The organism is Flavobacterium sp. (genome assembly GCF_036405015.1).
In the GTDB taxonomy this organism is placed as follows: Bacteria; Bacteroidota; Bacteroidia; order Flavobacteriales; family Flavobacteriaceae; genus Flavobacterium.
This window is the reverse complement of the sequence record NZ_DASWYK010000251.1, coordinates 1-18,588: the sequence shown is the minus strand read 5'-3', so window position 1 is coordinate 18,588 and position 18,588 is coordinate 1. Positions and strand designations below refer to the sequence as shown.

The 18,588-nt window shown below is 30.1% G+C and carries 19 protein-coding genes; all 19 read left to right on the top strand.

Going from position 1 to position 18,588, the window contains the following annotated elements; all coding sequences use genetic code 11:
• The coding region (locus tag VGE71_RS21925) for an oligosaccharide repeat unit polymerase (protein ID WP_331140234.1) at positions 1–387 on the top strand (387 nt) is incomplete at its 5' end.
• 31 nt (positions 388–418) lie between these two features.
• Entirely contained in the window at positions 419–1,210 is a 792-nt protein-coding gene (locus tag VGE71_RS21920; RefSeq protein ID WP_331140233.1) for a glycosyltransferase family 2 protein, read from the top strand.
• Positions 1,207–2,232: a glycosyltransferase gene (locus VGE71_RS21915; protein WP_331140232.1), complete on the top strand. Its 1,026-nt coding sequence runs from the start codon at positions 1,207–1,209 to the stop codon at positions 2,230–2,232. Before VGE71_RS21920 ends, VGE71_RS21915 begins: the two co-directional genes overlap by 4 nt.
• 5 nt (positions 2,233–2,237) lie before the next feature.
• The gene (locus VGE71_RS21910; RefSeq protein WP_331140231.1) at positions 2,238–3,269 is read left to right on the top strand and encodes a polysaccharide biosynthesis protein; all 1,032 of its coding nucleotides are present in this window, start codon (positions 2,238–2,240) and stop codon (positions 3,267–3,269) included.
• Between the two features lie 5 nt (positions 3,270–3,274).
• On the top strand, positions 3,275–3,697 hold the full coding sequence (locus VGE71_RS21905; RefSeq protein ID WP_331140230.1) for a sugar epimerase: 423 nt from the start codon (positions 3,275–3,277) through the stop codon (positions 3,695–3,697).
• Position 3,698: 1 nt separating this feature from the next.
• Entirely contained in the window at positions 3,699–4,817 is a 1,119-nt protein-coding gene (locus VGE71_RS21900) for an NAD-dependent epimerase/dehydratase family protein (protein WP_331140229.1), read from the top strand.
• An 18-nt stretch (positions 4,818–4,835) separates the two neighbouring features.
• Positions 4,836–5,978, top strand: coding sequence for a non-hydrolyzing UDP-N-acetylglucosamine 2-epimerase (wecB, locus tag VGE71_RS21895; RefSeq protein WP_331140228.1), 1,143 nt, complete (start codon positions 4,836–4,838; stop codon positions 5,976–5,978).
• Positions 5,979–5,986: 8 nt separating this feature from the next.
• Positions 5,987–7,198: a glycosyltransferase family 4 protein gene (locus VGE71_RS21890; RefSeq protein WP_331140227.1), complete on the top strand. Its 1,212-nt coding sequence runs from the start codon at positions 5,987–5,989 to the stop codon at positions 7,196–7,198.
• Positions 7,191–7,802, top strand: a complete 612-nt coding sequence (locus VGE71_RS21885; protein WP_331140226.1) for a sugar transferase — start codon at positions 7,191–7,193, stop codon at positions 7,800–7,802. Before VGE71_RS21890 ends, VGE71_RS21885 begins: the two co-directional genes overlap by 8 nt.
• Positions 7,783–8,544 (top strand): GNAT family N-acetyltransferase, encoded by a 762-nt coding sequence (locus VGE71_RS21880; protein ID WP_331140225.1) that lies wholly within the window; start codon positions 7,783–7,785, stop codon positions 8,542–8,544. Before VGE71_RS21885 ends, VGE71_RS21880 begins: the two co-directional genes overlap by 20 nt.
• Entirely contained in the window at positions 8,541–9,452 is a 912-nt protein-coding gene (locus VGE71_RS21875) for a DegT/DnrJ/EryC1/StrS family aminotransferase (RefSeq protein WP_331140224.1), read from the top strand. Before VGE71_RS21880 ends, VGE71_RS21875 begins: the two co-directional genes overlap by 4 nt.
• A complete protein-coding gene (locus VGE71_RS21870) occupies positions 9,445–10,521 on the top strand; it encodes a GNAT family N-acetyltransferase (RefSeq protein WP_331140223.1) in 1,077 nt (358 codons plus the stop codon). Before VGE71_RS21875 ends, VGE71_RS21870 begins: the two co-directional genes overlap by 8 nt.
• A gap of 39 nt (positions 10,522–10,560) precedes the next feature.
• Positions 10,561–11,700 (top strand): DegT/DnrJ/EryC1/StrS family aminotransferase, encoded by a 1,140-nt coding sequence (locus VGE71_RS21865; RefSeq protein WP_331140222.1) that lies wholly within the window; start codon positions 10,561–10,563, stop codon positions 11,698–11,700.
• A 52-nt stretch (positions 11,701–11,752) separates the two neighbouring features.
• Positions 11,753–12,865 carry a GDP-mannose 4,6-dehydratase gene (gene gmd / locus VGE71_RS21860; protein ID WP_331140221.1) on the top strand — a complete coding sequence of 371 codons (1,113 nt, stop codon included), beginning with the start codon at positions 11,753–11,755 and terminating at the stop codon, positions 12,863–12,865.
• Positions 12,866–12,940: 75 nt separating this feature from the next.
• On the top strand, positions 12,941–13,873 hold the full coding sequence (locus VGE71_RS21855) for a GDP-L-fucose synthase (protein WP_331140220.1): 933 nt from the start codon (positions 12,941–12,943) through the stop codon (positions 13,871–13,873).
• 90 nt (positions 13,874–13,963) lie between these two features.
• On the top strand, positions 13,964–14,512 hold the full coding sequence (gene rfbC / locus VGE71_RS21850; protein ID WP_331140219.1) for a dTDP-4-dehydrorhamnose 3,5-epimerase: 549 nt from the start codon (positions 13,964–13,966) through the stop codon (positions 14,510–14,512).
• A complete protein-coding gene (gene rfbD, locus VGE71_RS21845; RefSeq protein ID WP_331140218.1) occupies positions 14,512–15,357 on the top strand; it encodes a dTDP-4-dehydrorhamnose reductase in 846 nt (281 codons plus the stop codon). Before rfbC ends, rfbD begins: the two co-directional genes overlap by 1 nt.
• A 64-nt stretch (positions 15,358–15,421) precedes the next feature.
• Positions 15,422–16,306 carry a glucose-1-phosphate thymidylyltransferase RfbA gene (rfbA, locus tag VGE71_RS21840; RefSeq protein ID WP_331140217.1) on the top strand — a complete coding sequence of 295 codons (885 nt, stop codon included), beginning with the start codon at positions 15,422–15,424 and terminating at the stop codon, positions 16,304–16,306.
• A gap of 80 nt (positions 16,307–16,386) precedes the next feature.
• Positions 16,387–18,354, top strand: coding sequence for a nucleoside-diphosphate sugar epimerase/dehydratase (locus VGE71_RS21835; protein WP_331140216.1), 1,968 nt, complete (start codon positions 16,387–16,389; stop codon positions 18,352–18,354).
• Positions 18,355–18,588 lie beyond the last annotated feature (234 nt).

Sequence of the window (18,588 nt, the reverse complement as noted above, 5' to 3'; positions counted from 1 at the left end):
GATTCAATTTTATCCGTTATTTATAGATTATTGGTAGATAATACTTTTTTACCTGCTAATAGTGAAAATGCAAAAGAATTAGATACTTTTATAGATATTGGATTAAGAGAGGTTAAAGAAACTAATGCTTTTGGAACAATTTTATTTACAGCATTTAGAGATTTTGGATATTTTGGAATTATTATTATTCCCTTTTTTCTTGGATTTGTGATTAATCGACTTGATCTGAAGTTTAAATTAACAAATAATCCAAAATATTTCGTTTTTGGCCTATTATTTATTTACGCAACAGTTTTCTCAGTTTATCAATCTGTTTTTGAAGGTGTTTTTTGGCCGATGTATTTAATATTGTTTTTTAGCATAAATAAATTTAGATTTTCAAATTAGATTTTTATAATTAAAAGAAGAGTTAACATAAATGAATAAACCTAAAATTTCAATAGTAACCGTAGTTTATAATGGGATAGATTATATTGAACCAACAATTTTGAGTGTAGTTAATCAAGACTATCCGAATTTTGAATATATAATTATTGATGGAGGTTCATCAGATGGAACAGTTGAAGTAATTAAGCAATACGAATCAAAGCTTTCATATTGGATCAGTGAAAAAGATGCAGGAATATATGATGCAATGAATAAGGGGATAGACAGGGCATCTGGAGATTGGATTATTTTTATGAATTGTGGAGATTATTTTTATGACCCCAAAGTTATAAGTCAGATTTTTAACGAAAAGATTTCAGATGACATTTCTATGTTAATAGGAGGAGCATTTATAAGAAGTGCTTGGGGAGATTTCTTCATAAAAGCAAGACCCGAAAATGAGATATGGAAGAGCTTTACTCATCAATCAATTTTTTCAAGAGCACATTTAAATAGAAAGTATAAATTCAACCTTGACTTTAAAGCAGCTTCCGATTTTGATTTTGTATATAATTTATTTTCAAAAAAGTATAAAACAAAGTCTTTAGATATTACAGTTTCAAATATTTTATATGTTTCTTCTGGATTTAGTTCAGTAAATGAATTATGCTCTAAGAAGGAGGTATTGAATTCTATTGTTTTACATAAAAGTGATGGTGACAACTTTGTAAAGCATTATTTATATCATTTAAATGCTTACGTTCGAAAATATATATCTATAATTATTAGAAATAGATTTCCGAAAGTAATTCACTATATACGTAAAAAAAGAGACTTAGTATGACGTTAAAAGAAAAGAAAGTTCTTTTTTATTCTAGTGTAAGAAATTTAGAGTCGTTTCAGAATCAACAGTTTTATCAGATAGATATTGAGTTAATTAAAAATTTAGGCTGTCAACTTAAATTGACAAATCAAATTTTTGATTTTCTTTATTTTTGGAAATACGATATAGCTTTTATTTATTTTTACAGAAAAGGTCTTATACCTGCGATTTTATCTAGATTTTTTTTAAAAAAAGTATATTTCACAGGAGGAATAGATGATTTAAATAGAAATACTACATTACCCAAACATTACAAGATACAAAAACTGTTTTTTAAGTTATGTAATTATTTTTCTACAAAAAGTATTTTAGTTTCTATTTCTGATAAAGCTAATGTAGAAGAAATATACAATAAAAAGTTGCCTAGTAATATTGGTTTATCTTTTCATTCTATTAATTCTAAAGTGTTTAATGTGCCTGATATTTCAAAAAAAGAGACTTTTTTCACAACTATAGTATGGATGGAAAGTATTGGAAATGTTAAGAGAAAAGGAGTAGACAAAGCACTATATGTTTTTAAAAGTTTGACCGAAAAAAATATATATTGTAATGCTAAATTTTATATAATTGGCAAGACAGGTGAAGGTACAGAATTCTTGAAAGAAATATGTCGTGATCTTAATTTGTCTGAAAAGGTCATTTTTACTGGAAGTATTGATGAAAGGTTAAAAATTGATTTGCTCAAAAAAAGTAAATATTATTTTCAGCTTTCAACTTTTGAAGGTTTTGGCTTAGCCGCTTTAGAGGCTCTGGCAGCAAAGAATATTATTATTCATTCTGCAAAAGGAGGTCTTAAAGAAACGATGAAAAACTATGGGGTCATTATTGATATTAATTTACCAATTGTAGACCAAATTGAAACAATTTATAAGCAATTATTAAATTTTAATGAAGATATATTATCAGAAGCTTATAGAGATGTAAGTGACAATTATTCAAATGAGAGTAGACAAAAATATTTTGAAAAAGTTTTTACAAATTAGAATTTATGTTGAAAAATAAAACACTTTTAATAACTGGAGGAACAGGTTCCTTTGGTCACGCTGTTTTAAATCGCTTCTTAAATAGCGATCACTTTAAAGAAATTAGGATTTTTTCTAGAGATGAAAAAAAACAAGACGATATGCGTAATCAATTAAAAAATGATAAATTAAAATTTTATATTGGAGACGTTCGTGATTACAACAGCGTAGAGCGAGCTATGAGAGGTGTTGATTATGTATTTCATGCTGCTGCATTAAAGCAAGTACCATCTTGCGAATTTTTCCCTCTAGAAGCTACTAAAACAAATGTTCTTGGTACTCAAAATGTAATTGATGCTGCGGGAATTAATAAAGTTAAAAAAGTAATTTGTCTAAGTACAGATAAGGCTGCTTACCCAATTAATGCTATGGGGATTTCTAAAGCTTTAATGGAGAAAGTAGCTGTTGCTGCCTCAAGAAATCTACAAGATACGACAGTTTGTTTGACTAGATATGGAAATGTAATGGCCTCGAGGGGGTCAGTGATTCCATTGTTCTTAAAACAGATTAAAGAAAAGAAACCCATTACAATAACTGATCCTAATATGACACGGTTTTTAATGTCATTAGATGAAGCGGTGGAATTAGTTTTGTTTGCTTTTGAAAATGGAAATCCTGGAGATCTATTTGTGAATAAGGCGCCAGCTGGAACTATTGGCGATTTGGCACAAGCTTTAAAAGAACTCTGTAATGCTAATAATGAAATAAAGATTATTGGTACTCGTCACGGAGAAAAATTGTATGAAACTTTATGCACTAGAGAGGAAATGGTAAAAGCAGAAGATATGGGAGAATTTTATAGAATTCCGGCTGATAATCGTGATTTAAATTATGCGCAATATTTTTCTGAGGGAGAACAAGATATTTCTCAGGTCGAAGATTATCATTCTCATAATACAGAACAGCAAGATGTTGAAGGAATGAAAAAATTGTTGTCAACTTTGCCACTCATTAGAAAAGAAGTTTTTGGAGAGAACCCTGTCCAAATGCCTACCTAAAATAGATGGTACCAAGATTAATCAAAGGACAATGTTATTCTGATAATAGAGGTAATGTATTTTATAATAATGATTTCGATGCATCTTTAATTAAAAGGATTTACGTGATTGAAAACAAAGAGGTCAATTTTATTAGAGGTTGGCAGGGACATCGAATAGAGCAACGGTGGTTTTCAGTAATCACAGGTATTTTTAAAATTCAACTGATTCAAGTTGATAATTGGGAAAAGCCTTCAAAAGAGTTATTGGTCAAATCATTTATTATTGATGCAACTAAGCTTAATATTCTTTACGTTCCAAACGGATATTTGACAAGTATTCAGTCTTTGGAGGTTAATTCTAAATTGTTAGTAATGGCAGATTATTTATTAGGAGAAACAAATGATGAATTTCGATTTGAAATTGATTATTTTAAAATAAAAACTTAAAATGTTAAAAATAGGAATTACTGGACAAGCTGGTTTTGTTGGATCGCATTTATATAACACACTAGATTTGTTTCGAGATGAATTTGAAAGAATAGATTTTCAAAAAGAATATTTTGAGGATAAAAATAAATTAAATGATTTTGTATCTCAATGTGATGTGATTGTACATTTGGCTGCAATGAATCGTCATAATAATCCACAGATAATTTATGATACAAATCTTGGGCTAATTCAAAAACTAGTCAAATCCCTTGATGAGACTAAAAGCAAGGCGCATATCATTTTTTCTTCATCAACTCAAGAGGAAAAAGAAAACCTTTATGGCAAGTCAAAAAGAGATGGAAGAGAATTATTAATTAAGTGGTCCAAAAATTCCCTTGGTAAATTCACAGGAATGATTATTCCAAATGTATTTGGACCTTTTGGTCACCCAAACTACAATTCAGTAATTGCTACTTTTTGTTATAAATTGTCTCATAACGAAACACCAAAAATTGATGTAGATGGTGATTTGAAATTGATTTATGTTGGAGAATTGGTAGATGCAATACTTAATGAAATAAGATCAAAAAAAGGAAATCCTGAAATATTAGTTAGACACACTTTTGAGTCTAAAGTTTCTGAAATTTTAAAACTTTTGGAAGTATATAAAGAAGAATATCAAAATAAGGGAACTATACCACTCATAAGTAACACATTTGAGTTGAATTTATTCAATACATTTCGTTGCTATATGGATATAAAAAATCATTTCCCTGTAAAATTTGTTAAGCATATTGATGATAGAGGGGCTTTTGTAGAAATTATTCGTCTAGGTGTTGGAGGTCAAGTTTCTTTTTCAACGACAGTTCCTAATATTACAAGAGGGAATCATTATCATACCCGAAAAATTGAAAGATTTGCGGTAATTAAAGGAAAAGCCTTAATTCAGCTTCGTCGTATTGGTACGGAGGAGGTGCTGGATTTTTATCTTGATGGAAATGAACCTTCTTATGTCGATATGCCAATTTGGTATACTCACAATATTAAAAATATTGGAGATGAAGTGTTGTACACTAATTTTTGGATAAATGAGCCATTCGATCCAAATAATCCAGATACCTATTTTGAAAATGTTTAAAAAATCTCACATATTATAATGAAATCAAAACTAAAAGTAATGACAGTCGTTGGTACTAGGCCTGAAATTATTCGTCTTTCAAGAGTTATGTCCGCTTTAGACAATTCAGATGCAATCGATCATATCATTGTTCATACAGGACAAAATTATGACTATGAATTGAACCAAATATTTTTTGACAATCTCGGAATTCGTAAGCCAAATTTTTTCTTAGACGCAGCTGGTACAACGGCTTCAGAAACGGTTGGACAAATATTAATAAAAATAGATCCATTATTAGAATCTGAAAGACCGGATGCCTTTTTAGTTTTGGGAGATACAAATAGTTGTCTATGTGCTATTCCTGCAAAAAAAAGGCATATTCCTATTTTTCATATGGAAGCAGGAAATCGTTGTTTTGATCAACGGGTGCCAGAAGAGACAAACAGAAAAATAGTTGATCATATTTCAGATGTTAACTTAACATACAGTGACATCGCAAGGGAATATTTATTAAGAGAAGGTTTGTCTGCTGACAGGATTATCAAGACAGGATCACCTATGTATGAAGTATTGAACTACTATCTACCGTCTATTCAATCTTCTGATATTCTGGAAAAACTTAAGTTGAAAGAGGGAGAGTTTTTTGTAGTTTCATCTCACAGGGAAGAAAATATTAATAGCGACAAAAATTTTCAAGGTTTAATAAATAGTTTAAACTTAATAGCAGAAAAATACGACTTTCCAATTATTGTGAGTACCCATCCAAGAACAAGGAATATGTTGGAGAAAAAGAATCTACAAATTCATAAAAATGTACAATTTTTAAAACCTTTAGGGTTTAATGATTACAATGCTTTGCAAATGAAATCTTTTGCGGTATTATCTGATTCAGGTACAATTTCAGAAGAGTCCTCAGTTTTGAACTTTAGAGCTCTTAATATACGAGATGCACACGAAAGACCTGAAGCAATGGAAGAAACTGCAGTGATGATGGTTGGTCTAAATCCAGAAAGAATTCTACAAGGATTAACGCAACTGCAATATCAAAAGATAGGTAATGAAAGAAACTTCAGAATGGTTGAAGATTATTCAATGCCAAATGTTTCAGAAAAAATGGTACGCATAATTTTAAGTTATACAGATTATATAAAACGAGTAGTTTGGCAAGAAGTAAACTAAATTAATATATGAACGTATTATTTTTGACCATGGCAAGAATTGGTTCTCTTGAAGATCGAGGGGTATATACTGATCTTTTGAGAGAGTTTTCAAAGGAGGGACACAATATATTTGTAGTTTGTCCTATTGAAAGAAGAGAAAAGAAAAAGACGTCTATTTTAAAGGAAAAAAGTGGTGTGATTTTAAATGTTCAAACACTTAATATTCAAAAAACAAATGTCATTGAGAAAGGGATTGGAACACTAGCAATAGAATATCAATTTTTATCGGCGATTAAAAAAAAGTTTTCAGATATAAAGTTTGATCTTATAATTTATTCCACGCCACCAATTACCTTCTCCAAAGTTATTAGTTTTATAAAAAAAAGAGATAAGGCGTATTCCTATTTACTTCTAAAAGATATTTTTCCTCAAAATGCGGTTGACATGAAAATGTTAAAAGAGGGAAGTTTATTACATAAGTTTTTTTTGAAAAAGGAGCGCAGACTTTATAACATATCTGACGCAATTGGATGTATGTCTGATGCAAATAAAAAATTTATTTTGGACCATAATCAATATATTTCTGCGGATAAAGTTGAGGTAAATCCAAATTCGATTTCAGCTTTAGAAGTTTTACAATCAGAGGGTGAGAAAGAAAATATGAAAAGGAAATATGGACTTCCAATCGATAAAAAAGTCTTTGTTTATGGAGGAAATCTTGGGAAACCTCAAGGAATTGATTTTGTAATAGAAACAATTGCGGCAACAAAGAGAGACGATGTGTTTTTTTTGATAATTGGTTCAGGTACCGAATACAATAAAATTGAAAGATGGTTTACAAAAGTTAATCCAGAAAATGCAAAGTTAATGAGAGGACTACCAAAGGACGATTACGAAATTCTTTTAAGAGCTTGTGATATAGGAATGCTTTTTTTGCATAAAGATTTTACGATACCTAATTTTCCTTCCAGACTCTTATCTTATTTAGAGATTAAATTACCAATTCTTGCCGCTACAGATAAAAATACAGATGTAGGAATAGCAATAGAAAAAGCAAATTGTGGTTATTCTATTCTATGGGGTGATCAAGAGGCTATGCAGCAATCAATAAATAAATTTTGTATGGATGATAAGCAACAATATCTTCAAATGAAAGAAAATGCATGGAAACTTTTAGTGACAGAATATGATGTAAGACAATCATATCAATTAATAAAAAATAAACTTCAAAATGTATAGACTTTTTTTCAAAAGACTTATGGACTTTTTAGTCGCTTTTTTTGGATTATTAGTTTTGAGTCCAATTTTTATTTTTGTAATGATAGGATTATTTTTTGCCAATAATGGTAAACCTTTCTTTTTTCAATTGCGTCCAGGGAAGGAAGAACGCAATTTTAAGATTATAAAGTTTAAAACTATGAATGACAAAAAAGATGAGAATGGAAATTTGTTGCCAGATTCAAAACGTTTGACAAAAATAGGTGGTTTTGTTCGTAAAACATCACTTGATGAAATACCACAATTATTAAATGTCTTAAAAGGAGATATGAGTTTAATTGGCCCTAGACCTCTTCTTTTAAAATATCTTCCTTTTTACTCAGATAAAGAGAGATTACGTCATACTGTAAGACCGGGAATTACTGGTTTAGCCCAAGTAAACGGGCGTAATACTGTGAAATGGGATGAAAGGTTAGCATTTGATGTGAAATATGTTGAAAATTTGAGTTTTAAACAAGACTTAATGATTCTATATCAAACGGTATTAAAAGTTATTGTGTCAGAAAATATAGTTATTGATCCAGAATCTATTATGCAAAACTTAGATGATGAAAGAAAGATATAGAATTGAAGAACTAAAAAAGGAAAATTTGAAACTAGTAGTAGAACTTGTCAGATCTTCCTTTGAAAACAAATATTTAATACCATCAATTTATAGAACTAAAGGGATTGAAAAATTTATTTCTAATGAATTAGAAAATCATTTTTCGCCATACAGATATTTTGTAATGTTCGAAAATGATGTGATTATGGCCTATGCAGAGTATAAAATTTTTGAGGGTCAATCAACTGCTTTTTTAAATATAATAGCAGTCAATAATGAATTTAAAAATAAGGGTGTTGGAAAAAAAATATATGAGTACACAAAGAATAAATTTTTGAAAGATGGCTTTGATACAATTGCTTTAGATGTTTATGAAAGTAATAAAATAGCACTAAACTGGTATTTAAATTTTGGTTTTATTCAAAAAAAATCAAATTCATTTTACGAAATTGATATCAAAAAGGATTTAGAGCATAAATCAAAAATTTTTATTCAAAATTTTCCTCATTATAAAGAATTGCAAAAGATTTATGGTTTTTATTTTTTAGATATTTTAATCGAAAACGAAAGCTATAAGCTAGGTACTATTGAACAAGATATTATAGTAAGAGGAAATTATTCAGAATCTTTAAAGAACCAATTATCTCTTTTGTCAAAGCAAAGCGAGATTAATAAATTCTATTTATTAGGAGATGAAAAAGAATCTGAAGAATTAAAATTAATTGATAAAATATTTCGAATGGAATTAAATCTAAAATTATGATTACAAAAAAAGCCCTTAATCTAGATCAATATAAAAGAGAGTGGATTTATACAAATTCTGCTAGAGATGCATGGAGTAAAATAATTGAAATATATAAAGTAAATAATCCCCAAGGAAAGATACTATTGCCATCATATATTGGATGGTCTTCAAACGAAGGGAGTGGTATTTTTGATTCAGTACTTCAATCAGGTTTAAATTATGATTTTTATGGCTTGGGTCTTCATCTAGATGTTAATTTAGATGACTTAAAAAATAAGGTACAACAGAATAAAAATCCGCTAGTTTTATTAGTACATTATTTTGGGTTTGTCGATTCGAAATATGATGAAATTACGCAATGGTTAACTTCTAATCAAATCTTCTTTGTGGAAGATTGTGCGCATGCTTGGTTGACCGATCTGATCGGAGGTGTTTGTGGAAGAAAGGGAGCTTTTTCGTTTTATTCTTTGCATAAACTTCTTCCAGTTTCAACTGGTGGTATAATGGTATCTAACAATCCAAATGATAATAGTGGTACAGAATTTACACCATTTTTTCAATTGAATTATGATTTATTGTCAATTTATAATATTAGGAGGTCAAATTATAATTATTTAATTAATCTCCTAAAGAATATTGAAGGTATAGAAATTATTTACAAAGAGCTAAATGAAGGTATTTGCCCTCAAACCCTTCCAGTAATTATTGAAAAGACTGATAGAACAAATCTTTATCACAAAATGAATGAAAAGGGGTTTGGTATGGTCAGTTTATATCATACTATGATTCAACAGTTAAAAGATTTTCCTTCTGACGCCAATACAATTCTTGCAAATAAAATAATAAATTTTCCAATACATCAAGATGTTGATTATAAGGATATTGAAGAAATGGTTGATGAATTAAAAAATATTCTTAATGCTTAATATTCTGAATTTAAATACTTCTGACGGCATTAGAACGTATAGATCATTATTAACGTCTTTGGACTTGATAAATCCTTATTGTTTGCCAGAGTACTTTGATGTTTTTTGTGGAGGACTTGAAAATTTGATATGCTTTACCTTTACTTCTAAGGTTTCGAATTCGAGTATTTTGATGCCAGGTTATCTTAAATCAATAATTTTAGGGGAAATCCAAACTGGATACTATGATTTTAAAACGCCATATGGTTATACAGGGCCAACTTTTTCATTAGACGTCAAGAAGTCTGATGTTGAAGAATTTTGGAAGGCAGTTGATAACTGGTATCGCGAAAATAATGTGATAACAGAATTTATACGTTTTAATTTATCAGGAAATCAAATCTATTATTCAGGTTCAGTTTTTCCAACGATGTTAAATATTAAAGGAAAAATTATTGATATCGAGGAGCAATGGAAATCATTTGATGCTAAAGTCCGAAAAAACGTTAATAGAGCTAAAAAAGAAAATCTTTCTTGTAAGGTTTATCATAAAATTTTTGAGCGAGATAAAATAGTTGAATTCTATGATATCTATATTGAAACAATGAAAAGAACAAATGCAAAAGAAAGTTTTTTTTATTCATTAGAAAGTTTTGAAGATTTTATTCTGAAAAATGAAGAATATGTTTCTATATGCACAATATATTTTGATCAAATAGCGGTTTCTTCAGAGTTGCTACTTGTGTCTAATGATAGTATTTATTCGTTTCTTGGAGGAACTGATGAAAGATATTTTGATAAGAGGCCAAACGATTTTTTGAAAGTTGAAGCTTTAAATTGGGCAAGGATAGAAGGAAAAAAATATTATATTCTGGGAGGTGGCTATGGTTTTGAAGATGGAATTTTTAAATATAAAAAGTCATTTTTCCCTAATGATGTCGTAAATTATTGTACAGGGAGAAAAATAATAAATGAAGATGTTTATAATGAATTGATTGATAAAACTTCTTTAGAAAGAATATCTTTGGGCTTAGAAAAATTAGATAAAAATGATACATCATTTTTTCCTCTATACAATAAACTTAATTAAAGTCTAGAAATTATTATAATACATTTACTAAAATAGCATATGACTAAGTCAAAAATATGGTTATCATCTCCCCACATGGGAGGTACAGAGCAAAAATATGTAAAGGAGGCATTTGATAGTAATTGGATTGCCCCATTGGGACCAAACGTAAATGGTTTTGAAAATGATATAGAAAAATATTTAGGACAAGATGTTCACGTGGGAGCTTTGAGTTCTGGTACAGCAGCTATTCATTTAGGTTTAATTCTGTTAGGAGTCAAAGATGGTGATGAAGTTATATGTCAAAGCATGACTTTTTCTGCATCTGCTAATCCAATTACATACCTAAAAGCAATACCTATCTTTATTGATAGCGAACCTGAAACATGGAATTTATGTCCAGTTGCACTTGAAAATGCTATTCAGGATAGAATTTTAAAAGGAAAAAAGCCTAAAGCAATAATTGCAGTACACCTTTATGGTATGCCTTACAAAATTGATGAAATTCATGATATTGCAAAAAAATATGATATTCCAATATTAGAAGATAGCGCTGAAGCTTTAGGGAGCTATTATAAGAATCAAAAGTGCGGAACATTTGGTGAAATTGGTATTCTTTCATTTAATGGGAATAAAATAATTACAACTTCGGGAGGAGGTGCAATAGTGACTAAAATAAAAGCACAGAAAGATAAAGCAGTTTTTTATTCGACACAATCTAGAGACGATGCGCCACATTACCAGCATAGTGAAATAGGATATAATTATCGTATGAGCAATATTTGTGCAGGAATTGGTAGAGGGCAAATGGAAGTTTTAGATGATCATGTCAATTTACGCAGAAAAATGCATGAGTTCTATTTAAATTTATTTGAATCAATCCCAGGAGTTAAAGTTTTTACTGCTCCAAATGAAGATTATTTCTCGAATTATTGGTTAAGTGCAATCACTATTGACTCAAAATTGACAAACGGTATTGATAGTGAAAAACTTCGATTGGCTTTTGAAAGTGAAAATATAGAAACTCGTCCATTATGGAAACCTATGCATCTTCAACCAGTATTTGAAAAATATCCCTACTATGGAGAGATGGTTGCCAAAAAATTGTTTGAAAATGGTCTTTGTTTGCCTTCTGGGTCTAATACTACTGATGTAGAGAAAGAAAGAATAATGAATGTCATTCAAAGATTATTTACATAAATATTCTATGAATGTAAGTTTAGTAAGTTAATAAAAACAAAAGAAATTAAATATGAAAGTTGCACTTATAACAGGAATTACAGGTCAGGATGGAGCATATCTTGCTGATTTATTATTAAAAAAGGGATATGATGTTCATGGAATCAAGCGTCGTAGCTCTTTATTTAATACTGATCGTATTGATCATTTATACCAAGATCCACATGAGGCTAATGTTCGATTTAAATTACATTATGGAGATTTAAGTGATTCTACTAATTTGATTAGAATTATTCAAGAAGTACAGCCAGATGAAATTTACAATTTAGGTGCAATGAGCCATGTAAAGGTAAGTTTTGATACGCCTGAATACACCGCAAATGCAGATGGAATTGGAACTTTAAGATTGTTAGAAGCATTAAGAATATTAAAACTAACAAAAAAAACTAAGATTTATCAAGCCTCTACATCAGAATTATATGGCTTAGTTCAAGCTGTCCCACAATCTGAGTCTACACCATTTTATCCTCGTTCTCCTTATGCAGTTGCAAAGATGTATGCATATTGGATTACAGTTAACTATAGAGAAGCTTATAACATGTTTGCATGTAATGGTATTTTATTCAATCATGAAAGCCCATTACGTGGAGAAACATTTGTTACTCGTAAAATTACAAGAGCAGTTTCTAAAATGGCATTAGGCATGCAAGGTTGTTTATATTTAGGTAATCTTGATGCACGTCGAGATTGGGGGCATGCAAAAGATTATGTAGAAGCAATGTGGCTAATTTTGCAACAAGATGAACCTGAAGATTATGTAATAGCAACGGGGGTTACAACCACAGTAAGAGATTTTGTGAAAATGTCTTTTGCTGAGGTAGGAATAGATGTAGAATTTAAGGGAGAAGGAGTTGAAGAAAAAGGTTACGTTGTTTCTTGTTCAAATCCAGATTATCAAATTGAAGTTGGTAAGGAAGTTGTTGCAGTAGATGCCGCTTATTTTCGTCCAACAGAAGTTGATTTATTGATTGGAGATCCTAGTAAATCAAAAACAAAATTAGGCTGGAAACCTAAATACGATTTGCCAATGTTGGTCAAAGAGATGATGTCAGCGGATGTTGAGCACTTTCAAAAAGAAAAAATGCTTTTAGAGGCTGGTTATAGAGTTAAAAATCAGTTTGAATAAATAAACAGATAAGTTTTAACCACTAAATTACAGCTTAAAATGTTGTAATTTTAGTGGTTTTGAAATTTTTTAAAAATGAATAGACAAGATAAGATATTTATTGCTGGACACCGTGGGATGGTAGGTTCTGCTATTTTGAGAGCTTTGCAAGCAAATGGTTATGATAATTTTTTATTGCGTACTTCCAAAGAATTAGATTTAAAAGATCAACAAGCTGTTGCGGATTTTTTTGCGAAAGAAAAACCCGATTATGTCTTTTTAGCAGCAGCTAAAGTTGGAGGAATTGTAGCAAATAATACTTTTAGGGCAGATTTCATTTATGAAAATTTGATGATTCAGAATAATGTTATACATCATTCCTATTTAAATAATGTTAAAAAACTGATGTTTTTGGGATCTTCTTGTATCTATCCGAAAATGGCTCCACAGCCATTAAAAGAAGAGTATATGTTGACAGGAGAGCTAGAACCTACAAATGAACCTTATGCGATAGCAAAAATTGCTGGAATCAAAATGTGCGATGGTTATAGAGATCAATATGGATGTAATTTTATTTCTGTGATGCCAACTAATTTATATGGTCCTAATGATAATTATGATTTAAATAATTCACATGTGCTACCCGCAATGTTAAGAAAATTTATTGAGGCAAAACGAAATAAAGCAAAATCGGTTACCATCTGGGGAACAGGTATGCCAAAACGTGAATTTATGCATGTTAATGATTTGGCAGATGCTTGTTTGTTTTTAATGAGAAATTATAATGATTCTGGGCTTGTGAACTTAGGCACAGGGAAGGATATATCCATATTAGATTTAGCAAATTTAGTTAGTAAAATAGTCGGATTTGATGGTGAAATTTTGACAGATCAGACTAGACCCGATGGAACGCCACGAAAACTTATGGATGTATCTAAAATCAACAATTTAGGATGGAAAGCTAAAATCGGTATAGAAGAAGGCATACAAAAAGTGTATGAACAAATAAAAGATTACCAATGGGAATAATGTAGTTTAAAGTAATTAGACTATAATAAAAAACCGATAAGAATTGATTTGAATTTATTCTTCAAAACTTAGGAATATAATAAAACAAAAATGACAATTCAAGAAACATTCATAAAAGATCTTATAATCATTGAACCACTAGTTTTTGTTGACGAAAGAGGCTTTTTTTTTGAATCATATAATAAAACTAAACTTGAAAGTTTAGCCATTAGCATTGATTTTGTCCAAGATAATCAGTCTTTTTCAAAAAGAGGAACTCTAAGAGGGCTCCATTATCAAAACCCTCCTTTTGCTCAAACAAAATTGGTTCGTGTTTTAGAAGGAGAAATTATTGATGTCGCAGTAGATTTAAGAAAAGATTCTCCAACATTTGGTAAATCGTTTAGCATTTTGTTGTCAGCAGAGAATAAAAAACAATTATTAGTACCTCAGGGATTTGCACATGGCTTTTCGGTTATAAGCGAAACGGCTTCTGTAATGTATAAATGTGACCAGTTTTATAATAAAGCTTCTGAAGGCGGAATCAAATTTAATGATCCATCCCTCAATATTGATTGGGGAATGAATTTAGATGATGCTATAGTTTCAGAAAAAGATCAAATACTTCCTTTTATTGATAATTGTAACAGTTTATTTTAATGAAAAAAATTCTAGTAACTGGTGCAACAGGGCAGTTAGGATCTGAGCTTTCGGTTTTGGCACCTGCTTACCCTCAGTACGAATGGTTATTTGCCAATCGTAATAAGGCGACATTAGATGATTTAGAATTGCTTCGATCTCAATTGGAAGAAATTAATCCTGATATTGTATTTAATTGTGGCGCATATACTGCAGTTGATAAAGCTGAATCTGAAAAAGATTTAGCTTTTAGAATAAATAAGGAAGCCGTAGAATTAATTGCAAAATATGCAGTAGAAAATAATGTTCAATTAATTCATCTTTCCACAGATTATGTTTTTGACGGATCTTCTTCAGTAGCTTTAAATGAAGATGCAGAAACTAATCCAATAAATGTATATGGAGAAAGTAAACTAGCTGGCGAAGTAGCATGTATAAAACAAAATCCTGAATCAATTATTATCAGAACTTCTTGGGTTTATAGTAAGTTTGGAAATAACTTTGTAAAAACAATGCAGCGATTAATGCAAGAAAGAGAAGAATTAAACGTTGTAAATGATCAAATCGGTTCACCAACTTATGCAGCAGATTTGGCTCAGGCAATGATGAACATAATTGAGTACCCAAAATGGATTCCAGGAATTTATCATTATTCTAATGAAGGAGAAATTAGTTGGTATGAGTTTGCGTTAAATATCAAAGAATTTGGGAATTATAATTGCAAAGTTGTTGGAATTCCATCATCATCTTATTCAACTCCAGCAAAACGTCCAAATTTTTCATTGTTGGATAAATCAAAAATTAAATCGGTTTATAATTTAGATGTGCCGCATTTTAAAGATAGTTTGAAAAAGGTATTTATATAAAAAAAGAATTTGATGTTTTGTATTCTATTGTGAAATGAAATTTTGAAATCTAAATTAAATTTTTATGAAAGGAATAATATTAGCTGGAGGTTCTGGTACGAGATTACACCCATTAACATTAGCTGTAAGTAAACAATTAATGCCAGTTTATGATAAACCGATGATTTATTATCCTTTATCAACTTTAATGATGGCAGGAATCAATGAAATTTTAATTATTTCGACACCTCATGATTTGCCACATTTTAAAAAACTGTTGGGAGATGGTACTACAATAGGTTGTAAATTTAGTTATGCTGAACAACCAGATCCAAATGGTCTAGCTCAAGCTTTTGTTATAGGAGAAAAGTTCATCGGAAAAGATAAAGTAGCTTTGGTACTGGGAGATAATATATTCTTCGGAACAAATATGCAACAACTTTTAAAGGATAATGCTGATCCAAACGGAGGTGTTGTTTTTGCATATCACGTTGCAGATCCAGAAAGATATGGTGTAGTAGAATTCGACGAACATAAAAATGCTATCTCAATTGAAGAAAAACCATTAGAGCCAAAATCAAATTATGTTATTCCAGGTTTGTATTTCTATGATAATTCTGTAGTAGAAATAGCTAAAAAGATTAAACCAAGTGCTCGTGGTGAATATGAAATTACAGATATAAATAAAGTTTATCTTGCAAAAGGAAATTTAAAAGTAGGAATATTAAGTAGAGGAACTGCTTGGCTGGATACCGGAACATTTAATAGTTTAATGCAAGCAGGACAATTTGTACAGGTCTTAGAAGAAAGACAAGGATTAAAAGTAGGCTGTATAGAAGAAATTGCATGGAGACAAGGGTTTATTGATGATTTAAGACTAGAAGAATTAGCACAACCCCTACTTAAATCAGGATACGGGACATACTTATTAGAATTTTTAAAACAAAAGAAAAAAGGTGTTAAAATTTAATTTGAATTAAGAACTGATTATTTAAAACCTTTAATTTGTATTTTTGTAGAATTAGTTTACAGATTTAAACCAAACCTCAATTGAGTACAGACAAACCAAATAGTGTAACCTCTTTGTTATACAAGACTTTTTCGCCAAGAAATCTTAGAGCAAATATTAATAATTTAAGTTATTTGCCGAGATGGATTATTATTGCTATAGATGTAATGGTCTTGTTTTTTTCATTTTCCTTTACGTTTTTGCTTTTTGATGGTACTGCTATAGGTTACATCATCACTTCTCACGACTTTTATTTTGTCGCAAGTTTAATTCTGGTCAATATATTTTTCTTTTGGCTTTTTAGAACTTATTCGGGAATTATTAGACACTCGTCCTATATTGATGCAATAAAACTGCTTTTTTCTCAGATGTCAGTTTTAGTTTTTTTCTTGTTTATAAATCTGGTTTTTGAATTGTATACAGGACATAAAGCATTTTTAAACACTGCTCTATTTATAAATTTGGTACTATCTTTCTGCGGATTGTTTTTGTATCGTGTTATTGTAAAGCAGACATTTGAAATGTATTTTTCTGAGAAAGCTACAACAAAACTCGTTAGAACAGTTATTTATGGCACAGATGCAAATGCAATTTCTGTAGCCAATGCTTTAAAATTTGAAACTCCATCCAGATTTAAAATTGTTGGATTTGTAGATAAAAATAATCAGAATGCGTCTAAACGTATGCTGGATCTTCCTATCTTGATTTTAAGAAAAAAACTTCCTGCTTTAATGAGGTCTGTTGCTGCAGAGGGAGTTATTATTGCTGATAAGAGTTTAACTAAAGATGAACAATTGATCATTGTTGATCAATGTCTAGAGTTTAATTACAGAGTATATACTGTTCCTCTAATTTCGGATTGGGAAAACCAAAAAGAAATTTCTCAAAAAGTTAAGAATATTCAGATTGAAGACTTGCTGGAAAGAAAACCGATAGTTCTAGATAGTAAATCAATTTCTAAGCAATTAAAAGATAAAACAATTTTAATTACAGGAGCTGCAGGATCTATTGGAAGTGAAATAGTTCGACAGGTATTAAATTTTAATCCAAAAAAAGTTATTGTTGTAGATCATGCCGAAACCCCTTTACATAATTTATGTTTAGAGACGCAAAGCATGAATTTGAATACCAAAATTGTAGCTGTAATAGCAGATGTTAGAAGCAAAAAGGCATTAGATAAAGTATTCAAAAATTATAATCCTCACGTGGTTTTTCACGCTGCAGCTTATAAACATGTACCTTTGATGGAAGAAAATCCAGCTCAGGCCATTCAAACTAACATTAAAGGGACTAAAAACTTAGCAGATTTAGCTTGTAAATATAAAGTCAAGAAATTTGTAATGGTTTCTACAGACAAAGCTGTAAACCCTAGTAATGTAATGGGAGCAAGTAAACGTATTGCCGAAAAATACGTACAATCTTTATTCTTGAAGAATCAAAGAGAAAATGTAGAGGGGGGGACTAAATTTATTACTACTCGTTTCGGAAATGTTTTAGGCTCAAATGGATCAGTTGTACCATTATTTACAAAGCAAATCGCAGAAGGCGGACCAGTAACTATAACGCACCAAGATATTATTCGTTACTTTATGACAATACCAGAAGCATGTCAACTTGTATTAGAAGCTGGGGCAATGGGTAACGGAGGTGAAATTTATATTTTTGACATGGGTAAACCTGTTCGAATAATAGATTTAGCTAAGAAAATGATTAAGCTGGCCGGCTTTATTCCAGATAAGGAAATAAAAATAAAGATTGTTGGTTTAAGGCCAGGTGAAAAACTCTATGAAGAATTATTAAATGATACTTCAAAAACATTACCAACTTATCATAACAAAATCATGATTGCACAGGAAATTCAGGACGAATATGAAAATCTTCACAATGAGGTTGATGAACTTATTGGAATTGCTGATTTCTATGAAAATGATGATATAGTAGCTAAGATGAAAAAGATTGTTCCAGAATTTAAAAGTATGAATTCTACTTTCGAAGTCTTAGACAAGTAAAAGAATAATAAAATATATTCAGTATAATCAAAAGGTGTTTTTTTTAAAAAAACACCTTTTGGCATTTTTGAACAATTTCTTAAATGTTAAAAATCTTGTTAAATTTTTTGATTTAATTAAGCCCCCTCTTCACATTTATATAAATGGAAAATTCTAATAATGCAAATGACTGGTTGTTTGAAATAACACCTAAAAACAAATTTTTCTCACTCAATTTAAAAGAGATATGGCAAT

Bases quoted from the DNA above. Each gene is read 5' to 3' on its own strand.
- VGE71_RS21920 (WP_331140233.1), top strand. From the start codon at position 419: ATGAATAAACCTAAAATTTCAATAGTAACCGTAGTTTATAATGGGATA.
- VGE71_RS21915 (WP_331140232.1), top strand. From the start codon at position 1,207: ATGACGTTAAAAGAAAAGAAAGTTCTTTTTTATTCTAGTGTAAGAAAT.
- VGE71_RS21910 (WP_331140231.1), top strand. From the start codon at position 2,238: ATGTTGAAAAATAAAACACTTTTAATAACTGGAGGAACAGGTTCCTTT.
- VGE71_RS21905 (WP_331140230.1), top strand. From the start codon at position 3,275: ATGGTACCAAGATTAATCAAAGGACAATGTTATTCTGATAATAGAGGT.
- VGE71_RS21900 (WP_331140229.1), top strand. From the start codon at position 3,699: ATGTTAAAAATAGGAATTACTGGACAAGCTGGTTTTGTTGGATCGCAT.
- wecB (WP_331140228.1), top strand. From the start codon at position 4,836: ATGAAATCAAAACTAAAAGTAATGACAGTCGTTGGTACTAGGCCTGAA.
- VGE71_RS21890 (WP_331140227.1), top strand. From the start codon at position 5,987: ATGAACGTATTATTTTTGACCATGGCAAGAATTGGTTCTCTTGAAGAT.
- VGE71_RS21885 (WP_331140226.1), top strand. From the start codon at position 7,191: ATGTATAGACTTTTTTTCAAAAGACTTATGGACTTTTTAGTCGCTTTT.
- VGE71_RS21880 (WP_331140225.1), top strand. From the start codon at position 7,783: ATGATGAAAGAAAGATATAGAATTGAAGAACTAAAAAAGGAAAATTTG.
- VGE71_RS21875 (WP_331140224.1), top strand. From the start codon at position 8,541: ATGATTACAAAAAAAGCCCTTAATCTAGATCAATATAAAAGAGAGTGG.
- VGE71_RS21870 (WP_331140223.1), top strand. From the start codon at position 9,445: ATGCTTAATATTCTGAATTTAAATACTTCTGACGGCATTAGAACGTAT.
- VGE71_RS21865 (WP_331140222.1), top strand. From the start codon at position 10,561: ATGACTAAGTCAAAAATATGGTTATCATCTCCCCACATGGGAGGTACA.
- gmd (WP_331140221.1), top strand. From the start codon at position 11,753: ATGAAAGTTGCACTTATAACAGGAATTACAGGTCAGGATGGAGCATAT.
- VGE71_RS21855 (WP_331140220.1), top strand. From the start codon at position 12,941: ATGAATAGACAAGATAAGATATTTATTGCTGGACACCGTGGGATGGTA.
- rfbC (WP_331140219.1), top strand. From the start codon at position 13,964: ATGACAATTCAAGAAACATTCATAAAAGATCTTATAATCATTGAACCA.
- rfbD (WP_331140218.1), top strand. From the start codon at position 14,512: ATGAAAAAAATTCTAGTAACTGGTGCAACAGGGCAGTTAGGATCTGAG.
- rfbA (WP_331140217.1), top strand. From the start codon at position 15,422: ATGAAAGGAATAATATTAGCTGGAGGTTCTGGTACGAGATTACACCCA.